Below are 17,488 nucleotides of genomic sequence, written 5' to 3' on the forward strand. Positions count from 1 at the left end.
GGGAAGGGCCGGCGAGTGGGTGCTCGCCAACCCGAGGCCTAGAGAATCCAGCCCGATTCGCCCAGCTCCTGCCCGTTGGGGCCGAAGTTCCGCTCGACGAAGGTAATGCTGCCGTCGGCATCGATGGCCAGCAGGCTGCTGGCACGGGTGCCGTAGTCTTCCCCGCGGATGAAGGTGGCGGACAACCGCCGTTCCCACTCCAGACCCACACCACTGTCCGGCAACTGTTCGTCGGGGTATTCCCGGCTGTCCCTGAGCAGGCCCAGCAGGGCGTCGCTGTCACTCTCGCTGTCCAGATGCTGGTCGAGCCCCTGGCGCAGCGCCTGCAGCTTGGGCCAGGGACTGTCCAGCGCGGCATTGGACAGACCGTAGAGCCCGGGCGTCAGTGCCTGGGGTCGAGCCTCATCGCTGTTGAGGTACCACAGCTGCTGCATGTTGCCGACCAGCAGATTGAAGCCTGCATAGCCCGCCAGGTCATCGACCAGGGCGTTCAGGTAATCCTCCGGCGCGCTGCGTCCGGTGAGGTAGTCCAGTACCAGACTGCCCCGGGAGCGGGGCCCCCGGCGTGCACCGGGCGAGCGGATATTGGTCAGCGCAGCGAAGCGCCCGCTGCGGGTGACCCCCAACCAGGTGCCGCCGGCTTCCAGATCCTTGCCGGCGAGCAGCTCCGGGTGGCCCTCCTCGTTCCAGAAGGTGGCGGGGCGGGTAGGGCGGGCATGGAACTCGTCGCGGTTGCCGAGCAGCAACAGCGGGCGCCCGGACAGCTGCCAGGCAAAGGCGATCAGACACATGGCACTCTCCATCAGGTTGGCACCAGTGTACCGGTTTCCATGCGCCCGGTCGTCAGCCCACCAGCGCGATCAGGCAGGCGGCTGCCATATCCGATTGAACAGCAACTGGTCCTCCACCTACCTGTGTTGCCAACCCCGGTCTGGCTTCTGTGATCCTGCTGCAGTGCGCCAAGGCAGTCAGCGTAGCGCTCAGCCTGATGCGGGTCATTGAATACGGCGGTAATCCAGATACGTGTTTCAGACATTGGCACTTCCCTGTGACAGTGGGCCCATGATGACAGCGCCTCAGCACTACCGGCCATGCAACGCGGAGCCGGTCCGGGTCGGCGGTTTCGGCTCCAGGGTTATCGCGTTAAACTAGCGCACTTTGACATTCCTGGGGATAGGCTGCAGCGGACCCGGGTATGCCTCGCCTCGTTTTTCCGCACAGGGGACGTTAATGGAATTCATCTTGTATCTGGTTCTGGGAGGTTGTGCGGGGGTGCTGGCGGGTCTGTTCGGGGTCGGCGGCGGCATGATCATAGTCCCGGTGCTGGTCTACAGTTTCGCCCTGCAGGGCTTTGCCCCCGATGTGCTGACCCATATGGCGGTGGGTACCTCGCTGGCGACCATCGCCTTTACCTCGATCAGTTCGGTGCGGGCCCACCACAAGCTCGGTGCGGTGCGCTGGCCGCTGTTTGTCTGGCTGACCCTGGGCATCATTGGTGGCTGCGTGCTGGGTGCACTGACCGCGGCGGCGCTGAGCGGACCGGTGCTGCAGAAGGTGATAGGGGTGTTCGCCATCTGCGTGGCCATACAGATGGCCTTCGATCTCAGACCCAGAGCGGCGCTGGCCGAGCCCGGCAGGCCGACACTCGGCGTGGCCGGGGTGGTAATCGGCTGGGCGTCGAGTATCTTCGGTATCGGTGGCGGCTCCCTGACCGTGCCCTTCCTGGTCTGGCGCAGCGTACCCATGCAGCAGGCGGTGGCCACCTCCGCCGCCTGTGGCATGCCGATCGCCGTGGCCGGCGCGCTGAGCTTCATTGCCACCGGCTGGGGCGCCACACCGCTGCCGGATTGGAGCCTGGGCTATGTTTACCTGCCGGCGATGGTCGGTATTGCCGCCACCAGTGTGTTCTTCGCCGGCTTCGGGGCGCGTCTGGCCCACCGGCTGTCGCAGCGCCTGCTCAAGCGGCTGTTCGCCCTGCTGCTGGTGCTGGTGGGCATCAACTTTCTACTCTAGGACCCTGTCATGCTGACTTACCCGCAGATTGATCCCGTTGCCCTGTCCCTGGGGCCGGTGCAGATTCACTGGTACGGCCTGATGTATCTGGTCGGCATTGGCGGCGCCTGGTGGCTGGCCGCGCGGCGGCTGCACCGCTTCGAGCCCGGCTGGAGCCGTGAAACCCTGTCCGATCTGGTGTTCTGGGTAGCACTGGGGGTAATCGCCGGAGGGCGCCTGGGTTATGTGCTGTTCTACGATCTGGGTTCCTACATTGCCGACCCCAGCCTGGTATTCCAGATCTGGAAGGGGGGCATGTCCTTCCATGGCGGTCTGATCGGCGTACTGCTGGCGGTCTGGTGGTTCTCCCGCCGGCAGCAGGTGGGCTTCTTCCGGCTGATGGATTTCATCGCGCCGCTGGTTCCCATCGGCCTGGGCGCCGGGCGCATCGGCAACTTCATCAATGCCGAGCTCTGGGGCAGGGCGACCGACCTGCCCTGGGCCATGGTGTTTCCCACCGACCCGCAGCAGCTTGCCCGCCATCCGTCTCAGCTCTATCAGTTCGCGTTGGAAGGTGTCGCGCTGTTTGTCATACTCTGGCTGTTCTCCCGCAAGCCGCGACCAACCATGAGTGTCTGCGGGCTGTTTGCGGTGTGCTACGGAGCCTTCCGCTTCTTCGTCGAATTCTTCCGCGAGCCGGACGCCCATATCGGCTATCTGGCCTTTGGCTGGCTGACCATGGGTCAGCTGCTCTGTATACCTATGATTTTGCTCGGTGCCGCCTTCATCTGGTGGGGGTATCGCAAGGGGGATGTAAGGCATGAAACAGTATCTTGAGCTGATGCGCCGGGTGCGCGAGACCGGCACCTTCAAGAGCGACCGCACCGGTACCGGGACCTGGAGCGTGTTCGGCCATCAGATGCGTTTCGATCTGGCTGATGGTTTCCCCCTGGTGACCACCAAGAAGTGCCATCTCAAGTCCATCATCCACGAGCTGCTGTGGTTCCTGCAGGGCGATACCAATATCCGCTACCTCAAGGAGAACGGCGTCTCCATCTGGGACGAGTGGGCTAATGAAAACGGCGATCTGGGCCCGGTCTACGGCTACCAGTGGCGCAGCTGGCCGGCACCCAATGGCGAGTCCATCGACCAGATCAGCAAACTGGTGGAGATGATCAAAACCAACCCCGATTCCCGTCGGCTGATCGTCTCGGCCTGGAATCCGGCGCTGGTGGACCAGATGGCGCTGCCACCCTGCCATGCGCTGTTCCAGTTCTATGTTGCCGATGGCAAGCTGAGCTGCCAGCTGTACCAGCGCTCGGCGGACATCTTCCTCGGTGTGCCCTTCAATATCGCCAGCTATGCCCTGTTGACGCTGATGGTGGCCCAGGTCTGCGATCTCCAGCCGGGTGAGTTCATCTGGACCGGCGGCGATTGCCATCTGTACGCCAATCACATCGAGCAGACCGATCTGCAGCTCAGCCGCGAGCCGTTGCCGCTGCCGACCATGCGTCTCAATCCCGAAATCAGGGATCTGTTCGCCTTTACCTTCGAGGATTTCACCCTGGAAAACTACCAGTCCCACCCGCACATCAAGGCGCCGGTGGCGGTATGACCCGTTCGCTGCCGCTGTGCCTGATCGCCGCCTGTGCCCATGACCGGGTGATCGGGCGGGATAATCAGATGCCCTGGCATCTGCCGGAGGATCTCAGGCACTTCAAGGCGAAGACCCTGGGCAAGCCCATCATCATGGGGCGCAAGACCTGGGAGTCGCTGGGCCGGCCGTTGCCGGGGCGTCTGAATCTGGTGGTGACCAGGCAACCCGATCTGGTGCTGGAGGGGGCCGAGGTATTCGGCGATCTGCCGTCGGCCATTTGCCGAGCCGAGGAGTGGGCACGGCAGCAGGGCGTTGACGAGATCATGCTGATCGGCGGCGGTCAGCTGTATGCGGCAGCCCTGCCGCAGGCCGACCGCATCTACCTGACCCGTATCGAACTGGACGTGGCCGGGGATGCCTGGTTCCCGGCCTTCGAGGGCTGGGAGCGGATTGAGCATGAGGCCCATCCGGCTACCGGGAACACCCCGGCCTACAGCTTCGAAACCTGGGTCAGACCGGCTGGCTGATGCTCAGCCTGCCCTCGCCAGCTGCTCGACCAGTGCCTGACTGAAGGCAGGAATGTCGTCCGGTTTGCGGCTGCTGATCAGCTGGCCGTCGACCACCACCTCCTGATCTACCCAATGGGCGCCGGCGTTCTTCAGATCGTCCACCAGCGACGGCCAGCTGGTGATCTTCTTGCCCTGCACCAGACCGGCGGAAATCAGCAGCCAGCCGCCGTGGCAGATCACTGCGATCGGCTTGTTCGCCCGTGCCGCATCCCGTACCAGTTCCTGCGCCAGCTCGTTGGTGCGGATGGTATCGGAATTGACCACGCCGCCGGGCAGCAGCACCGCGTCGTAGTCGTCCATGCGGATACTGTCGAAGGTATGGTCCACGGTGAATTCATCCGCCGGTTCTATATGGTTCCAGCCGCGGATGGTGCCGGACTCGGCAGATACGATATCGGCCTGTGCGCCGGCCTTCTCCAGCGCCTCCCTGGGCCCGGTCAGCTCTACCTGCTCAAAACCTTCGGTTGCCAGGATGGCCACGCGCTTGCCACGCAGTGCTTGAGTCATGCCTGTTCTCCTCGATCTGAAAAATGGATACAGGATTTCGAACCATGGGATGGACGCTAAGTTCGCCCTATCGGTCGACCGGCAGGGTGGGGGGCAATGGGGCGTCTATGCTCCAGAGGTATCGCCATTTCCGGAGACGCCCATGGGCAAGTCCTTTTTGATCGCGCTGCTGCTGCTCGCTCCCGGCGAGGATGACAGTGCAACGCAGTCGGCAGTGAGGGAGGAGGGGACAGGGTCGTCCGTACAGGTAGTGAAGCTGGAACCGCTGGAGCAGGAGCCGCCGGGTACACCGGCGGCGGATCTGGGGAATGCAGCCCAGGATCTGGGGGAGCTGTGGACGGAGTAGCAGACGCTGCTCCGTCCGTGGTGGTCAGCCCTCCAGAAGAGCCTTGTTGCGTACCGCGCCCTTGTCGGCACTGGTGGCCAGCAGGGCGTAGGCCTTGAGCGCGGTGGAGACCTTGCGGGCGCGCGGTTGGGCGGGTTTCCAGCCCTTGGCGTCCTGCTCGGCGCGGCGCTGAGCCAGCTCCTCGTCGGACACCAGCAGGTTGATGCTGCGCTGCGGGATGTCGATGAGGATCCGATCGCCGTCGCGGATCAGGCCGATGGCGCCGCCGGACGCCGCTTCCGGTGAGGCGTGGCCGATGGACAGGCCCGAAGTGCCGCCGGAGAAGCGGCCGTCGGTGAGCAGGGCGCATTCCTTGCCCAGGCCCTTGGACTTCAGGTAGCTGGTCGGGTAAAGCATTTCCTGCATGCCCGGCCCGCCCTTCGGGCCTTCGTAGCGGATGATCACCACGTCGCCCGGCTTGACCTCGTCGCCGAGGATGCCCTTCACTGCGGCGTCCTGACTTTCGTAGACCCGGGCGCTGCCCTCGAATACCAGGATGGACTCGTCCACGCCGGCGGTTTTCACCACGCAGCCGTCCAGTGCGATATTGCCGTACAGTACGGCCAGACCACCTTCGCTGGAATAGGCATGTTCCACCGAGCGGATGCAGCCTTCGGCGCGGTCCAGATCCAGACTCGGCCAGCGGGTATCCTGGCTGAAGGCGGTCTGGGTCGGGATGCCGGCCGGACCGGCCTTGAAGAACTCATGCACCGCCGCATCGTCGGTCTGGGTGATATCCCACCGGGCGATGGCATCGGCCATGGTCGGGCTGTGCACCGTGGGCACGTCGGTATGCAGCAGACCGCCGCGGGCCAGCTCGCCGAGGATGGAGAAGATGCCACCGGCGCGGTGCACGTCTTCCATGTGGTACTTCTGGATGTTCGGCGCCACCTTGCACAGCTGCGGCACCCTGCGCGACAGCTGGTCGATATCCCGCAGGTCGAAGTCGACTTCGCCTTCCTGGGCTGCGGCCAGCAGATGCAGGATGGTATTGGTCGAGCCGCCCATGGCGATATCCAGGGTCATGGCATTCTCGAAGGCCTTGAGGCTGGCGATGTTGCGCGGCAGCACATTCTCATTGCCCTCTGCATAGTACTGGCGGCACAGATCGACGATCAGGCGGCCGGCCCGCAGGAACAGCTGTTCACGATCGGCATGGGTCGCCAGGGTCGAGCCGTTGCCCGGCAGGGACAGGCCCAGGGCCTCGGTCAGGCAGTTCATCGAGTTGGCGGTGAACATGCCCGAGCAGCTGCCGCAGGTGGGGCAGGCGCTGCGTTCATACTCGGCCACGGTTTCGTCGGAGCAGGAGTCATCGGCCGCCGCGACCATGGCATCGACCAGATCCAGACCGTGGTTGGCCAGCTTGGTCTTGCCGGCTTCCATGGGGCCGCCGGAGACGAAGACCACGGGGATGTTCAGGCGCAGGGCGGCCATCAGCATGCCGGGGGTGATCTTGTCGCAGTTGGAGATGCAGACGATGGCGTCGGCGCAGTGGGCGTTGACCATGTACTCCACCGAGTCGGCGATGATCTCCCGCGAGGGCAGGGAGTAGAGCATGCCGTCATGGCCCATGGCGATACCGTCGTCCACGGCGATGGTGTTGAATTCCTTGGCCACGCCGCCGGCCTTCTCGATCTCGCGCGCCACCAGCTGACCCAGGTCCTTCAGGTGCACATGACCCGGCACGAACTGGGTGAAGGAGTTGGCAATGGCGATGATCGGCTTCTTGAAGTCTTCATCTTTCATGCCGGTGGCGCGCCACAGCGCACGGGCACCAGCCATGTTGCGGCCATGGGTGGACGTCTTGGAACGGTAATCAGGCATGGGTACTGTCTCGTTATGCGTGAAGCAGGGATGGGCCTAGCATACCAATTTGCCGCCAAGGCCGCAGCCTTGTGCTGGGAGTGTCGAGCACCGGTTCGATGAGCGGCGTGGCAGCCGGTTCGGCGAGCGCCTGCTCGCCGAAGGGCAGTACTGCAGCTCACCCGGCGGGTTACAGGTTCTTCTCGAACACCTTGGAGTTGCGCTGGTAGTTGTACAGCTGGGCACGTTGCTGGGGCAGGCGCTCCACCGAGCTGGGCTCGAAGCCGCGTTCGCGGAACCAGTGCGCGGTACGTGTGGTAAGCACGAACAGCCGGGTCAGCGAGCGGCGTCTGGCTTCGGCCTCGATATGTTCCAGCAGCTGGTCGCCGCGCCCGCCGTGGCGATAGTCCGGGTGGATGGCGACGCAGGCCAGCTCGGCGCTCTGCTCGTCCAGCGGGTAGAGGGCGGCGCAGCCGATGATCATGCCGTCACGTTCGATCAGGGTGAACTGGTCGATCTCGGTTTCCAGGACCTCCCGGGAGCGGCGCACCAGGATGCCCGCCTGTTCCAGCGGACGCAGCAGATCCAGCAGGCCGGCCACATCGTCGATATGGGCCCGGCGGATCTTCTCGAAGGGCTCCTGGGTCACCAGGGTGCCGCCCCCGTCACGGGTGAACAGCTCGGTGAGCATGGCGCCGTCGTCGGCGTAGCTGATGATGTGGCTGCGCCGCAGCCCGGCGTTGCAGGCCTTGCAGGCGGCGCTGAGCAGCGAGCCGGGCAGGCTGTTGCCCAGCGCCTCGATCAGCGGCAGCGCGCGGCTGGGCTTGAGTTCGCGCAGCAGCTGGCCGTCGGTATCGAAGATGCCGGTGTCCGGCCCGAACAGGATCAGCTTGTCCGCTTCCAGTGCCGCCGCCGTGCTGATGGCCACATCCTCGCAGGCCAGATTGAATACCTCGCCGGTGGGCGAGTAGCCCATGGAGGACAGCAGTACTATGGAGGCATCATCCAGGTGGCGACTGATGCCCTTGCGGTCGATGCGCCGGACCTCGCCGGTATGGTGCAGGTCCACCCCGTCGATCACGCCGATCGGCTTGGCAGTGACAAAGTTGCCGGAGACCACGCGCAGCCGGCTGCCCTGACCGGCCAGTGTGCACAGGCGCGCCTCGATGGCGATGCGCAGGCTGCCCACCGCATCCATCACGCAGCCCAGGGTATCGCTGTCGGTGATGCGCAGGTCATTGTGGAAGCGCGAGGTCATGCCGCGGGCCGCCAGACGTTCCTCGATCTGCGGACGCGAACCGTGCACCAGCACCAGCCGCACGCCCAGGGTGCTGAGCAGCATGATGTCATTGATGATGTTGTTGAAGTTCGGGTGCGCGATGGCCTCGCCCGGCAGCAACACCACGAAGGTACGGTCGCGGTGGGTGTTGATGTAGGGCGTGGAGTGGCGGAACCACTTGACGTAATCGGACATGCTGCTGTTCCGTGGAAAAATGCCAGTGTAGAGACAATCTGGGGCGGGCATCAAGGTCGGGGCCCCGGGGCGTGCCATGAATCTGAAACACAGGCAAGATAGAAGGGTATCGATACTGTGCAAGGGGCAATGATGTGAGTACCGGATCCGAGCAATTCAGAGTGGTGCACACCCCCGAAGAGGCCGTGGACCAGCTGGCCGCCCTCTATGATCAGGCGGTTCAGGCGCTGTCCGAGGCGCTCAGGGGTTACCTGCGCGATCGCACCCGGCCCAGCGCTGCGCAGCTGGCGCTGTTCCGCTATCCCGAACTGCGCCTTGTCTGGGACGGCGACGACCCGGCGCCCAGCAGCGTGCGCGCCTGGGCGAGATTACAGGTGCCCGGCACCTATGCCGCCACCATCACCCACCCGCAGGCCTTTCGCGGTTATCTGCTGGAACAGCTGGGCCCGCTGACCCGGGACTTCAAGGTGCGGCTGGAGGTCGGTGTCAGTCAGCAGGCGATTCCCTATCCCTATGTCGTGGAACAGGGGGATGAGCTGGCCGGTTCCGGCGTGACTGCCGCCGAGCTGGCCCGGGTGTTTCCCAGTACCGACCTGTCGGCGACCAGCGATGGCATCGCCGACGGCCTGCTGGACTGGGCCAGCAGCGACCCGCTGCCACTGGCGCTGTTCGACGCGGCGCGGGTGGACTTCTCCCTGCGCCGGCTGGTGCATTACACCGGTACCGACTGGCGCCATGTCCAGCCGTGGATACTGCTGACCAACTACCACAGGTATGTGGACCAGTTCATCCGCCACGGGCTGGACATGCTGCTGGGCCAGTCGCGCTTCTGCCGTCTGGTGCTGCCCGGTAACGTGGTGGTCGAGCGTGGCATGCCCGAGGGTGAGATGCAGGCGGTGCTCGACAGTGTGGTCTGGCACAAGTACCAGATGCCGGCCTACCACCTGGAGGCCGCCGACGGCGACGGCATCACCCTGGTCAACATCGGCGTCGGCCCGTCCAATGCCAAGAACATCACCGATCACCTGGCGGTGCTGCGCCCCCATTGCTGGCTGATGATCGGCCACTGCGGCGGACTGCGTCAGTCGCAGACCATCGGCGACTACGTGCTGGCCCACGCCTACATGCGCCGCGACGGCATTCTCGACCGGGTGTTGCCACCGCATATTCCGCTGCCGGCGCTGGCTGAGGTGCAGCAGGCCCTGCAGGAGGCCGCCGCCGAGGTGACCGGCGACCGCGGCGACGCCCTCAAGGGCCGCCTGCGTACCGGCACGGTACTGACCTACGACGACCGCAACTGGGAACTGCGCTGGGCCCAGGAACGGCCGCTGATCAACCTGTCCCGGGCGGTGGCGGTGGACATGGAAAGCGGCACCATCGCCGCCCAGGGCTACCGGCTGCGGGTCCCCTACGGCACCCTGCTGTGCGTGTCGGACAAGCCTCTGCACAGCGAGCTGAAGCTGCCGGGGGCGGCGGGGGCCTTCTACGAACGGGCGGTGGCCCAGCATCTGCACATAGGCATTGCGGCGCTGGAGTTGCTGCGCAGTCAGGTGGGTAGTCTGCACTCGCGCAAGTTGCGCAGTTTTGACGAGCCGCTGTTTCGCTAGGTCGTGCCAGCCCCATCCCCCTCTCCCCGACCCTCTCCCGCCAGGGGAGAGGGAGCAGCCTGTGCCAGGGGAACCTCAGGCGCTGCGCAGAACCGCAGCCTGGCCCGAAGGGGGGCGGGTAGTGGGCCGGGGGGATGCTACAAGCAAAACCGCCCGATCAGTTCCCGCAGCACCCTGACCGTGGGCTCGATCCGCTCCATCGCCAGGTACTCATCCGGCTGGTGGGCCTGGGCGATGTCGCCGGGACCGAGGATCACTGTCTGCAGGCCGAGCTGGTTGAGGTAGGGGCCTTCGGTGGCGAAGGCCACGCTGCCGGCACTGTAGCCGGTGAGCTGTTCGCAGGCCCGGACAATCTCGGCACTGGCCGGGGTATCCAGCGGGGCGACGCCGGGGAACAGGGGCTGGTAATCGATTTCCACTCGGTGCCGTTCGGCCACCACTGCCAGGCGCTGGGCGATGGCCGCGCGCAGGGCCTCGGGTTCCATTCCGGGCAGGGGGCGCAGGTCGAACTCCAGGGCGCAGCGGCCACAGATGCGGTTGGGGTTGTCGCCGCCGTGGATGCAGCCCAGGTTCAGGGTTGGGGTCGGAACGCTGAACAGCGGGTTGTGCCACTGTGCCTGCCAGCTGCGACGCAGCTCCAGCAGCTCGCTGATGACCTGGTGCATCGCCTCGATGGCGTTGCGTCCCAGGCTCGGGTCGGAGGAATGTCCGGCCTGACCGATGATATCCACCCGCTCCATCAGGATGCCCTTGTGGATGCGGATCGGCTGCAGCCCGGTGGGTTCACCGATCACCGCATGGCGGGCACCGAGCAGATCGTCCGCCACCAGTGCCTGGGCGCCGCCCATGGCGCTTTCCTCGTCGGCGGTGGCGAGGATGATCAGCGGCTGCTTCAGCGGCTGATCGAGCAGCGGCCGCAGGGCCTCGATGATCAGCGGGAAGAAGCCCTTCATGTCGCAGCTGCCCAGCCCGTACCAGCGGCCATCGGCCTCGGTCAGGCTGAAGGGATCGTGCTGCCAGCGCTCGGGGTTGCAGGGCACGGTATCGGTATGGCCTGCCAGCACCAGTCCGCCGGGTCCGCTGCCCAGGCTGGCAATCAGATTGGCCTTGCCCGGCGCGTCCGGCACGGGCTGGATGCGGCAGTCGAAGCCGAGCTGGCCGAGCCAGTCCGCCAGCAGGTGAATGACCGGCAGGTTGGACTGGTCGAGATCCGGCTGGGTACAGCTGATCGAGGGGGTCTGCAGCAGGGCAGCGAACTGCGCCTTGAGGGAGGGAAGGGGCATGGCAACTCCTGACTGAACACCCTGCGGTCGCGGTGCGGACCGCAGGGTCGTAGCTGAAACAGCAGCTTACGTCAGTCGGGCGGCGGCGTCAGCCGAAAATGGCCCGGAAGATCAGGAAGTAGATGATCGACAGGATGGCGCCGGCGGGCAGGGTGACCACCCAGGAGGTGAAGATGGTGCCGATCACCCGCAGGTTGAGCGCGGCGATACCCCGGGCCATGCCCACGCCGAGAATGGCGCCGACCAGGGTGTGGGTGGTGGAGACCGGCAGGCCCAGGCCGGAGGCACCGACCACGGTGGAGGCGGCAGCGAGCTCTGCGGCAAAACCGCGGCTGGGGGTCAGTTCGGTGATGTGCTTGCCGATGGTGGCGATGACCCGGTAACCGTAGGTGATCAGACCCACCACGATGCCCAGGGCGCCCAGCAGCAGTACCCAGCCCGGTACGGTGGATTGCGGCTGGATGGTGCCCGACTGCAGCACACCGACGATGGCTGCCAGCGGCCCGACGGCGTTGGCCACGTCATTGGAGCCGTGGGCAAAGGCCATGGAGCAGGCGGTGAAGATCATCAGGATGGCAAAGACCCGCTCCACTCCCTGCAGATGCCGGCTGTCATCCTGTTCCTCCTTGATGCGGCTCATCAGCGCGACGCCGAGGACGGTCACCACCGTACCGGACAGCAGTGACAGGCCGAAACTTTCCACATTGTTCAGGTCCAGGCCAACGTGCTTGAGGCCCTTGGTCAGGGTCATCAGGGCAATGATGAAACCCACCGCGAACATGTAGATGGGAATGTAGCGCTTGGCATTGGCGAAGGGGTTATCCGTATCCAGGATAAGCTTGTGCACCGTGACGAAGATCATGAAGGAGATGCTCCCCGCCAGCAGGGGCGAGATGATCCAGCTGGACACGATCGGCACGACGCCGCCCCAGTGCACCGACTCCACTGATACGCCGACCGCGGCAAAGCCGATCACGGCGCCGATGATCGAGTGCGTGGTGGAGACCGGCCAGCCCTTGATGGACGCGATCAGCAACCAGGTACCCGCTGCCAGCAGCGCGGCCAGCATGCCGAAGATCATCTGCTCCGGGCCGATCATCGAGGAGTCGACGATGCCGCTGCGGATGGTCTGGGTCACGGAACCCCCGGCCAGGTAGGCGCCGAGGAACTCGAAGACCATGGCGATAAGAATCGCCTGCTTGATGGTCAGGGCCCGGGAGCCGACCGAGGTGCCCATGGCATTGGCCACGTCGTTGGCGCCGACGCCCCAGGCCATGAAGAAACCGAACAGGCAGGCCAGCACCAGCAGGATGGTGCCATATTCTGCTATCAGGGTCATAAGTCAGAACTCATTTGGATGGAAGTGAGATGGCCCGTCAGCGGGCCATGATGATTCCCAGGCGGTTCCCTACCCGCTCTGCCCGGTCCGCCACATCACCGATCCACTCGATGACCTGGTAGGTGAACATCACGTCCACCGGGGGCAATACGGCTTCGCGCTGGTAGAGCGCGGCCCGCAGTTTGATCTGCATCTCGTCGGTATCATGCTCGATGCGCTCCAGTTCATCGATCAGATTCTCCACCAGCTTGACCTCACGGCCTGCGAAGCTGGTTTCCATCAGATCGCTCAACTCGCCAATGGCCTTCAGAGCCTGGGCAGAAGCGTCCACGGAGCGAACCACGAAGCTTCTGAATGCGGGCTGCACATCCGGATGAATCTTCATCTTGCGGCCCAGCATCAACCCGGCGATATCCTTGGCGCGGTTGGCTACTTTGTCCTGTACACTGAGCAGCTCCAGCAGATCCGAGCGGGGAACCGAAAGGAAAAGACTGTTGGGCAGACTGACGCGAATATTCTTCTTCATCTGATCGGCTTCGCGTTCAAGGTGGGATATCTGCTGCTGGATGCGCTCGGCCTCGACCCAATCCTCCGCCATCAGGGCATCGATAAAGGGAATCAGCTGCGCTGCGCATTCGTGTGCCTTGGCCATGTGTCGCTGCATCGGCCCGATGGGGGAGCGACCGAACAGGTTCAGAAAGGGATTGTTGGGCATATTCCAGGCTCCAAGGCATGAAGGGGGCGTAATTATAAGCCCGGTTCGCACGGGTGGTCACCCGATAGCAATAAAAAGGCCACAATCAGAATAGACGCTGTATCACCGTTGAGGGTGGTGCAACCAGGTATGAGACAGAGTATGGACAAGGAAACAGAGATCAAGCTGCGGGTCAGCCCGGCGGCGATCACCAGCCTGCGGGAGCATCCGCTGCTGAACAGGCGCAGAACCGGAGAGTGGCACACCGGCACCCTGTACAACCAGTACTACGACACGGCGGAGCGGGATCTGGCCCTGGCCCGGGTGGCCCTGCGTGTACGCAGGGACGGCGAACAGTACATCCAGACACTCAAGAGCAAGGGCCAGAGCGTGGCCGGGCTGTCTGAACGCAACGAATGGGACTGGCCCACCGATGGTCCCGGTCTGGACCTGACGCTGCTGGATGACAGCTGCTGGCCGGCCAGCCTGGCGACCCTGGACAAACTGCTGCTGCAGCCGGTGTTCACCACCGATTTCCAGCGCACCAAGGCGCTGCTGAACTGGGAGCACGAAGGCCAACCGGTGCAGGTGGAGGTCGCGCTGGATCAGGGGCAGGTGCTGGCCGATGGCCGTGCCGAGCCGATCTGTGAGTTCGAGCTGGAACTGCGTAGCGGCCCCGTCGTGGCATTGCTGGAGCTGGCGACCAGCCTGTCGGCCGATATTGCCCTGATACCCTGCGACATCAGCAAGGCCGAGCGCGGCTACCGGCTGTACGACCCCGCCAGCTATGAGCTGCAGTTGCCGGCCCATCCCTGGAGCGAGCAGACCACGGTGGATGAGGTGGTGGCGGCAGCCGGCTGGCAGTTGCTCGGGCATACCCAGCGTCTGGCCGAGCAGTACCGTTTCAGCGGTCAGTGGCGCCTGTTCCGGGAGCTGGTGGCGAGGCTGGTGGATCTGCGGGCCTTCTTCAGCGTGTTCGATCTGGGCGTGCCGCGCAGCTCGACCCAGCGCTTCACCCCCCGTCTGGACAGCCTGCTGGCGGAGTACCGGCCGCTGGTGCTGGCCGGCTGGGCCGATGATGAGGATGGCCGGCGGGCCAGGGAAAAGGCGCCGGAGCTGTTCGACGGCACGCAGAACGATCCGGCCTGGGGCCAGTTGTTCCTCGGGCTTGCCCTCTGGCTGCATACCGGCGCCTGGAAGCAGGAGCGTCCACCCCGGGGTGATCGGGTAGGCGCACTGACCTTGCCGCGCTGGTTGCTGGCGGCGGTGGCCCGGGAGATCCAGGAACTGCGCGTACCCCACCAGAATGACGATGACCGTGACGTCGAGCTGTGGCTGGCCCAGCAGCCGCGTCTGCAGCGACTGGGCTTCCTGCTGGGGAGCTTCCGCCAGTTCCTTGCTCTTCCCCAGGTGGATCACCTGTATGGCGAGCTGAACAAGCTGCAGGCGCTGCTCGAGCAGTACCCGCTGGTCGACGACGAGGTGCGCCCGGCGCTGCTGCTTGCCCTGCGCAAACAGGGTCAGAAGGTGCGTCGGCTGGACGCCTGGCGCGAATTGAACCGCTGATCACGGGGCCAGCTGGATGAACTACCGTCACAGTTTCCACGCCGGCAACCATGCCGACGTACTCAAGCATGCCGTGTTGTTGCGCGTGCTCAACTTGATGCAGCGCAAGACGACCCCGCTGTGCTATCTCGACAGCCATGCGGGCACCGCGCTTTACGACCTGCAGGGCGACGACGCCAGCCGTACCGGCGAGTATCTCGATGGCATCGGACGGCTCTGGGAGCGGGACGACCTGCCCGAACTGCTCGCCGACTACCGCGCTGCGGTGGCGCGGCAGAATCCGGACGGGGCGTTGCGGTTCTACCCCGGCTCACCGCAGCTGGCGGCGGATCTGCTGCGCGAGCAGGACCGGATGATTCTGAGTGAGCTACACCTGGAGGATGCCGCGACCCTGCGCGAGCATTTTGCCGGGCACCCGGCCGTTGCCGTGCACCACCGCGATGGCTACGAGTTGCCCAAAGCCTTCCTGCCGGTCGCGGAAAAGCGCGCCCTGTGGCTGCTGGATCCGCCCTTCGAGAAGAGCGATGACCTGCAACGCTGCGTGGATGGCGTGCAGCAGGCCATCGGCCGCATGCGCCAGACCGTGATTGCTCTCTGGTACCCGATCAAGGACGAGCGCCTGCTGCGTGATTTCTATCGCCGCATCGCCGAGGCCGAGGTACCCAAGGTGCTGCGTGTCGAGCTGCATGTTCGACCTATCGACACCGGCCTCGGGCTCAACGGGTCGGGGCTGATGCTGATCAATCCGCCCTGGCCTTTGTGGGAGGAGCTGGAGGCAGTGCTGCCCTGGCTGGCCTCCCAGCTGGCCCACGCCCCGGGGGGCGGATGGCGGATGGACTGGCTGGTCGGGGAACCCTGAGGCGGATATAGCGGGAACACCGGGGGCGCTTCGGTAGTCAAGTACTATGTCGGCGCCCTGGCGTCCGGCCAATTCGAAGCTATCAAGGAGCCCTGAACATGAGTGCTGTTGACAAGAACGGACCCGTAGTAAACCAGAGCAACGATCGCAGGGAAGAGATCGAGTCCGGCAAGGAAGCCGTGGCTGCCGCCTACAGCAAGCTGATGGAAGCCAAGGAGCATTTCCGTCATGCAGCCGAAGCGGCGGGGATGGACTGGAAGCATGATGCCGAGGCGCAGCTGGCCAAGGGCAAGAGCAAGGCTACCGAGCTCTGCGATCATGCCAACGGTTACCTGCACGACAAGCCGCTGGTGACCCTGGGCATCGCCTTTGCCGCCGGTTTCCTGGTTGCCCAGCTGACCTCCCGGAAATGAGCAGGGTGCCGGGGGACGACGTCCCCGAGAGCGGAGATGTCGGGGGCCAACCCCGGCAATCCCAGCCGGTGCTGGACGAGCTGAAATCCTCCGCGCAGTGGTTGGAACATGCAGCTCTGGTCGGCGGGGATCTGGTTCGCCTGGCGGGTATGGAGCTGCGGTTGGCGGCCGGGGACTCCGGCCGCATGCTGCTGCTTGCCCTGGCGATGATCCCGGTAGCCATTCTGGCCTGGACCGGGCTGTCGGTGCTGCTGGCCTGGCTGGTTTTCACCTGGCTGGGGTCTGTCGCCTGGGGCCTCGCGGGTTTCATTGCGCTGCAGTTGCTGATGCTCGGGATCGTGGCAGCCTACTGTCGAAAACTCTCCGCCAGCCTGCGCTTTCCGGCTACCCGCCGTCAGCTCGACGCTTTGAAGGAGCAGATCCATGGGACGCAAGATACTTCAGAAACAGATTCAGCAACTGGATGAACAGCTGGCCATCGAGATGGCGCTGCTGAAACTGGATGGACGTGAACGCCTGACCGCACTGAAGGGGGTGTCACCGCTGTACTGGATAGGCGGTGGGCTGGCCCTTGGATTGCTCGCCGGCAAACTGCTGGGTGCCAATGGGCCAGGCCTGCTGATCAGGCAGGGCAGCCACCTGTTACGCCTGGCCAGTCTGATGATGCCGGGTCTGGCTGTCGCCACCAACCCCCCTGAACCCCTCTGATCCGCGGGCGGCTCCGGTCGCCCCCGTCTCCCTCCCCGTTATTCGTCGTCCGGAAACTGATAGGCGGTCGTTGGCTCGTCGCTGGCCTTGCGCCGTGCACGCAGATCGCGGTACACCGCCGCGCGCATGGTCAGCATGGAGACTATGGGCGCGGTGAGCAGCACGAAGGCGGTGATCAGCAGCTCGTGTACCACGGGGCGTTCAAGGGTGCCGGAAAAATACAGCATGGATGCGATGAGGAAACAGCCGGTGCCTACAGTGATGAAGACCGCCGGCCCGTGGATGCGCTGATAGAAATTCGGCAGCCGCAGCAGGCCCAGGGCGCCGATCAGGGTGATCAGTCCGCCGAGCACCAGCAGCAGCGCGATGGGCAGGGCCAGCCAGATACTCAGATCGGCCATGGGCCGGGTGAGGAAACCGGTCATTCTATGATCTCCCCGCGGATCAGGAACTTGGCCAGGGCGATCGAGGATACGAAGCCGATCAGCGCGACCAGCAGCGCCGCCTCGAAATAGACCACGCTGGAAAAGCGGATGCCCAGCAGCAGGATGAACAGCATCGCCGCCATCCACAGTGAATCCAGCGCCAGCACTCGGTCCTGGGCGGTCGGACCGAGCAGCAGGCGGATACCGCAGAAGATCAGCGCCAGCATCACACACAGCAGGGCGAAGCCGAGCGCGGCGGTCAGCATC

At 64.8% G+C, this 17,488-nt stretch carries 20 protein-coding genes; 11 read left to right on the forward strand and 9 right to left on the reverse strand.

Going from position 1 to position 17,488, the window contains the following annotated elements; translation table 11 throughout:
• Positions 1-38: 38 nt before the first annotated feature.
• On the reverse strand, positions 39-791 hold the full coding sequence (locus VF673_RS13350; RefSeq protein WP_440292319.1) for an NRDE family protein: 753 nt from the start codon (positions 789-791) through the stop codon (positions 39-41).
• A 439-nt stretch (positions 792-1,230) separates the two neighbouring features.
• Between VF673_RS13350 and VF673_RS13355 the strand changes: the two genes are divergently transcribed.
• From VF673_RS13355 to VF673_RS13370, 4 genes are read left to right on the forward strand one after another with little or no spacing between them, the layout of a single operon-like run.
• Positions 1,231-2,013 carry a sulfite exporter TauE/SafE family protein gene (locus tag VF673_RS13355; RefSeq protein ID WP_090539084.1) on the forward strand — a complete coding sequence of 261 codons (783 nt, stop codon included), beginning with the start codon at positions 1,231-1,233 and terminating at the stop codon, positions 2,011-2,013.
• A 9-nt stretch (positions 2,014-2,022) separates the two neighbouring features.
• Entirely contained in the window at positions 2,023-2,829 is an 807-nt protein-coding gene (gene lgt, locus VF673_RS13360) for a prolipoprotein diacylglyceryl transferase (RefSeq protein WP_440292320.1), read from the forward strand.
• Positions 2,813-3,607 carry a thymidylate synthase gene (locus VF673_RS13365; RefSeq protein ID WP_440292321.1) on the forward strand — a complete coding sequence of 265 codons (795 nt, stop codon included), beginning with the start codon at positions 2,813-2,815 and terminating at the stop codon, positions 3,605-3,607. The genes lgt and VF673_RS13365 overlap by 17 nt, the downstream gene beginning before the upstream one ends.
• Positions 3,604-4,116 (forward strand): dihydrofolate reductase, encoded by a 513-nt coding sequence (locus VF673_RS13370; RefSeq protein WP_090539078.1) that lies wholly within the window; start codon positions 3,604-3,606, stop codon positions 4,114-4,116. The genes VF673_RS13365 and VF673_RS13370 overlap by 4 nt, the downstream gene beginning before the upstream one ends.
• A 3-nt stretch (positions 4,117-4,119) precedes the next feature.
• Here the strand turns inward: VF673_RS13370 and VF673_RS13375 are convergent, their stop codons facing one another.
• Complete coding sequence (locus tag VF673_RS13375) at positions 4,120-4,665, reverse strand: type 1 glutamine amidotransferase domain-containing protein (RefSeq protein ID WP_273123741.1); 546 nt, start codon at positions 4,663-4,665, stop codon at positions 4,120-4,122.
• A 142-nt stretch (positions 4,666-4,807) separates the two neighbouring features.
• Between VF673_RS13375 and VF673_RS13380 the strand changes: the two genes are divergently transcribed.
• Positions 4,808-5,011 carry a hypothetical protein gene (locus VF673_RS13380; protein WP_143084176.1) on the forward strand — a complete coding sequence of 68 codons (204 nt, stop codon included), beginning with the start codon at positions 4,808-4,810 and terminating at the stop codon, positions 5,009-5,011.
• A 24-nt stretch (positions 5,012-5,035) separates the two neighbouring features.
• Here the strand turns inward: VF673_RS13380 and ilvD are convergent, their stop codons facing one another.
• Positions 5,036-6,874, reverse strand: a complete 1,839-nt coding sequence (gene ilvD / locus VF673_RS13385; protein WP_320330439.1) for a dihydroxy-acid dehydratase — start codon at positions 6,872-6,874, stop codon at positions 5,036-5,038.
• Between the two features lie 169 nt (positions 6,875-7,043).
• Positions 7,044-8,327, reverse strand: coding sequence for an amino-acid N-acetyltransferase (gene argA, locus VF673_RS13390; protein WP_090539070.1), 1,284 nt, complete (start codon positions 8,325-8,327; stop codon positions 7,044-7,046).
• 134 nt (positions 8,328-8,461) lie between these two features.
• Here argA and amn point away from each other — a divergent pair, with 134 nt between their 5' ends.
• Positions 8,462-9,934: an AMP nucleosidase gene (gene amn, locus VF673_RS13395; RefSeq protein WP_440292322.1), complete on the forward strand. Its 1,473-nt coding sequence runs from the start codon at positions 8,462-8,464 to the stop codon at positions 9,932-9,934.
• Between the two features lie 137 nt (positions 9,935-10,071).
• On the opposite strand, the gene argE is transcribed toward amn, so the two are convergent.
• The 3 genes from argE to VF673_RS13410 form a co-directional block, all read right to left on the reverse strand.
• Positions 10,072-11,217 (reverse strand): acetylornithine deacetylase, encoded by a 1,146-nt coding sequence (gene argE, locus VF673_RS13400; RefSeq protein ID WP_440292323.1) that lies wholly within the window; start codon positions 11,215-11,217, stop codon positions 10,072-10,074.
• A gap of 88 nt (positions 11,218-11,305) precedes the next feature.
• Entirely contained in the window at positions 11,306-12,556 is a 1,251-nt protein-coding gene (locus tag VF673_RS13405) for an inorganic phosphate transporter (RefSeq protein ID WP_440292324.1), read from the reverse strand.
• A 37-nt stretch (positions 12,557-12,593) separates the two neighbouring features.
• Positions 12,594-13,271, reverse strand: coding sequence for a TIGR00153 family protein (locus VF673_RS13410; protein WP_090539062.1), 678 nt, complete (start codon positions 13,269-13,271; stop codon positions 12,594-12,596).
• 141 nt (positions 13,272-13,412) lie between these two features.
• On the opposite strand from VF673_RS13410, the gene VF673_RS13415 reads away from it, so the two are divergent.
• The 5 genes from VF673_RS13415 to VF673_RS13435 all read left to right on the forward strand — a co-directional run bounded on the left by VF673_RS13415 (position 13,413) and on the right by VF673_RS13435 (position 16,796).
• The gene (locus tag VF673_RS13415) at positions 13,413-14,816 is read left to right on the forward strand and encodes a CYTH domain-containing protein (protein WP_440292325.1); all 1,404 of its coding nucleotides are present in this window, start codon (positions 13,413-13,415) and stop codon (positions 14,814-14,816) included.
• Positions 14,817-14,832: 16 nt separating this feature from the next.
• Positions 14,833-15,675, forward strand: a complete 843-nt coding sequence (locus VF673_RS13420) for a 23S rRNA (adenine(2030)-N(6))-methyltransferase RlmJ (protein ID WP_440292326.1) — start codon at positions 14,833-14,835, stop codon at positions 15,673-15,675.
• Between the two features lie 98 nt (positions 15,676-15,773).
• On the forward strand, positions 15,774-16,088 hold the full coding sequence (locus VF673_RS13425) for a hypothetical protein (protein ID WP_440292327.1): 315 nt from the start codon (positions 15,774-15,776) through the stop codon (positions 16,086-16,088).
• 68 nt (positions 16,089-16,156) lie between these two features.
• Positions 16,157-16,555, forward strand: coding sequence for a hypothetical protein (locus VF673_RS13430; RefSeq protein ID WP_273124640.1), 399 nt, complete (start codon positions 16,157-16,159; stop codon positions 16,553-16,555).
• Positions 16,512-16,796, forward strand: a complete 285-nt coding sequence (locus VF673_RS13435; RefSeq protein ID WP_320330431.1) for a hypothetical protein — start codon at positions 16,512-16,514, stop codon at positions 16,794-16,796. The genes VF673_RS13430 and VF673_RS13435 overlap by 44 nt, the downstream gene beginning before the upstream one ends.
• 38 nt (positions 16,797-16,834) lie before the next feature.
• Here the strand turns inward: VF673_RS13435 and mnhG are convergent, their stop codons facing one another.
• Together mnhG and VF673_RS13445 are read right to left on the reverse strand one after the other, a co-directional pair.
• On the reverse strand, positions 16,835-17,221 hold the full coding sequence (gene mnhG / locus VF673_RS13440) for a monovalent cation/H(+) antiporter subunit G (RefSeq protein ID WP_273124634.1): 387 nt from the start codon (positions 17,219-17,221) through the stop codon (positions 16,835-16,837).
• A complete protein-coding gene (locus tag VF673_RS13445; protein WP_407046195.1) occupies positions 17,218-17,487 on the reverse strand; it encodes a K+/H+ antiporter subunit F in 270 nt (89 codons plus the stop codon). The genes mnhG and VF673_RS13445 overlap by 4 nt, the downstream gene beginning before the upstream one ends.
• Position 17,488: the final 1 nt, after the last annotated feature.

The sequence above is a fragment of the Halopseudomonas sp. Lyrl_26 genome (genome assembly GCF_051948695.1).
GTDB classification, from domain to species: domain Bacteria; phylum Pseudomonadota; class Gammaproteobacteria; order Pseudomonadales; family Pseudomonadaceae; genus Halopseudomonas; species Halopseudomonas formosensis.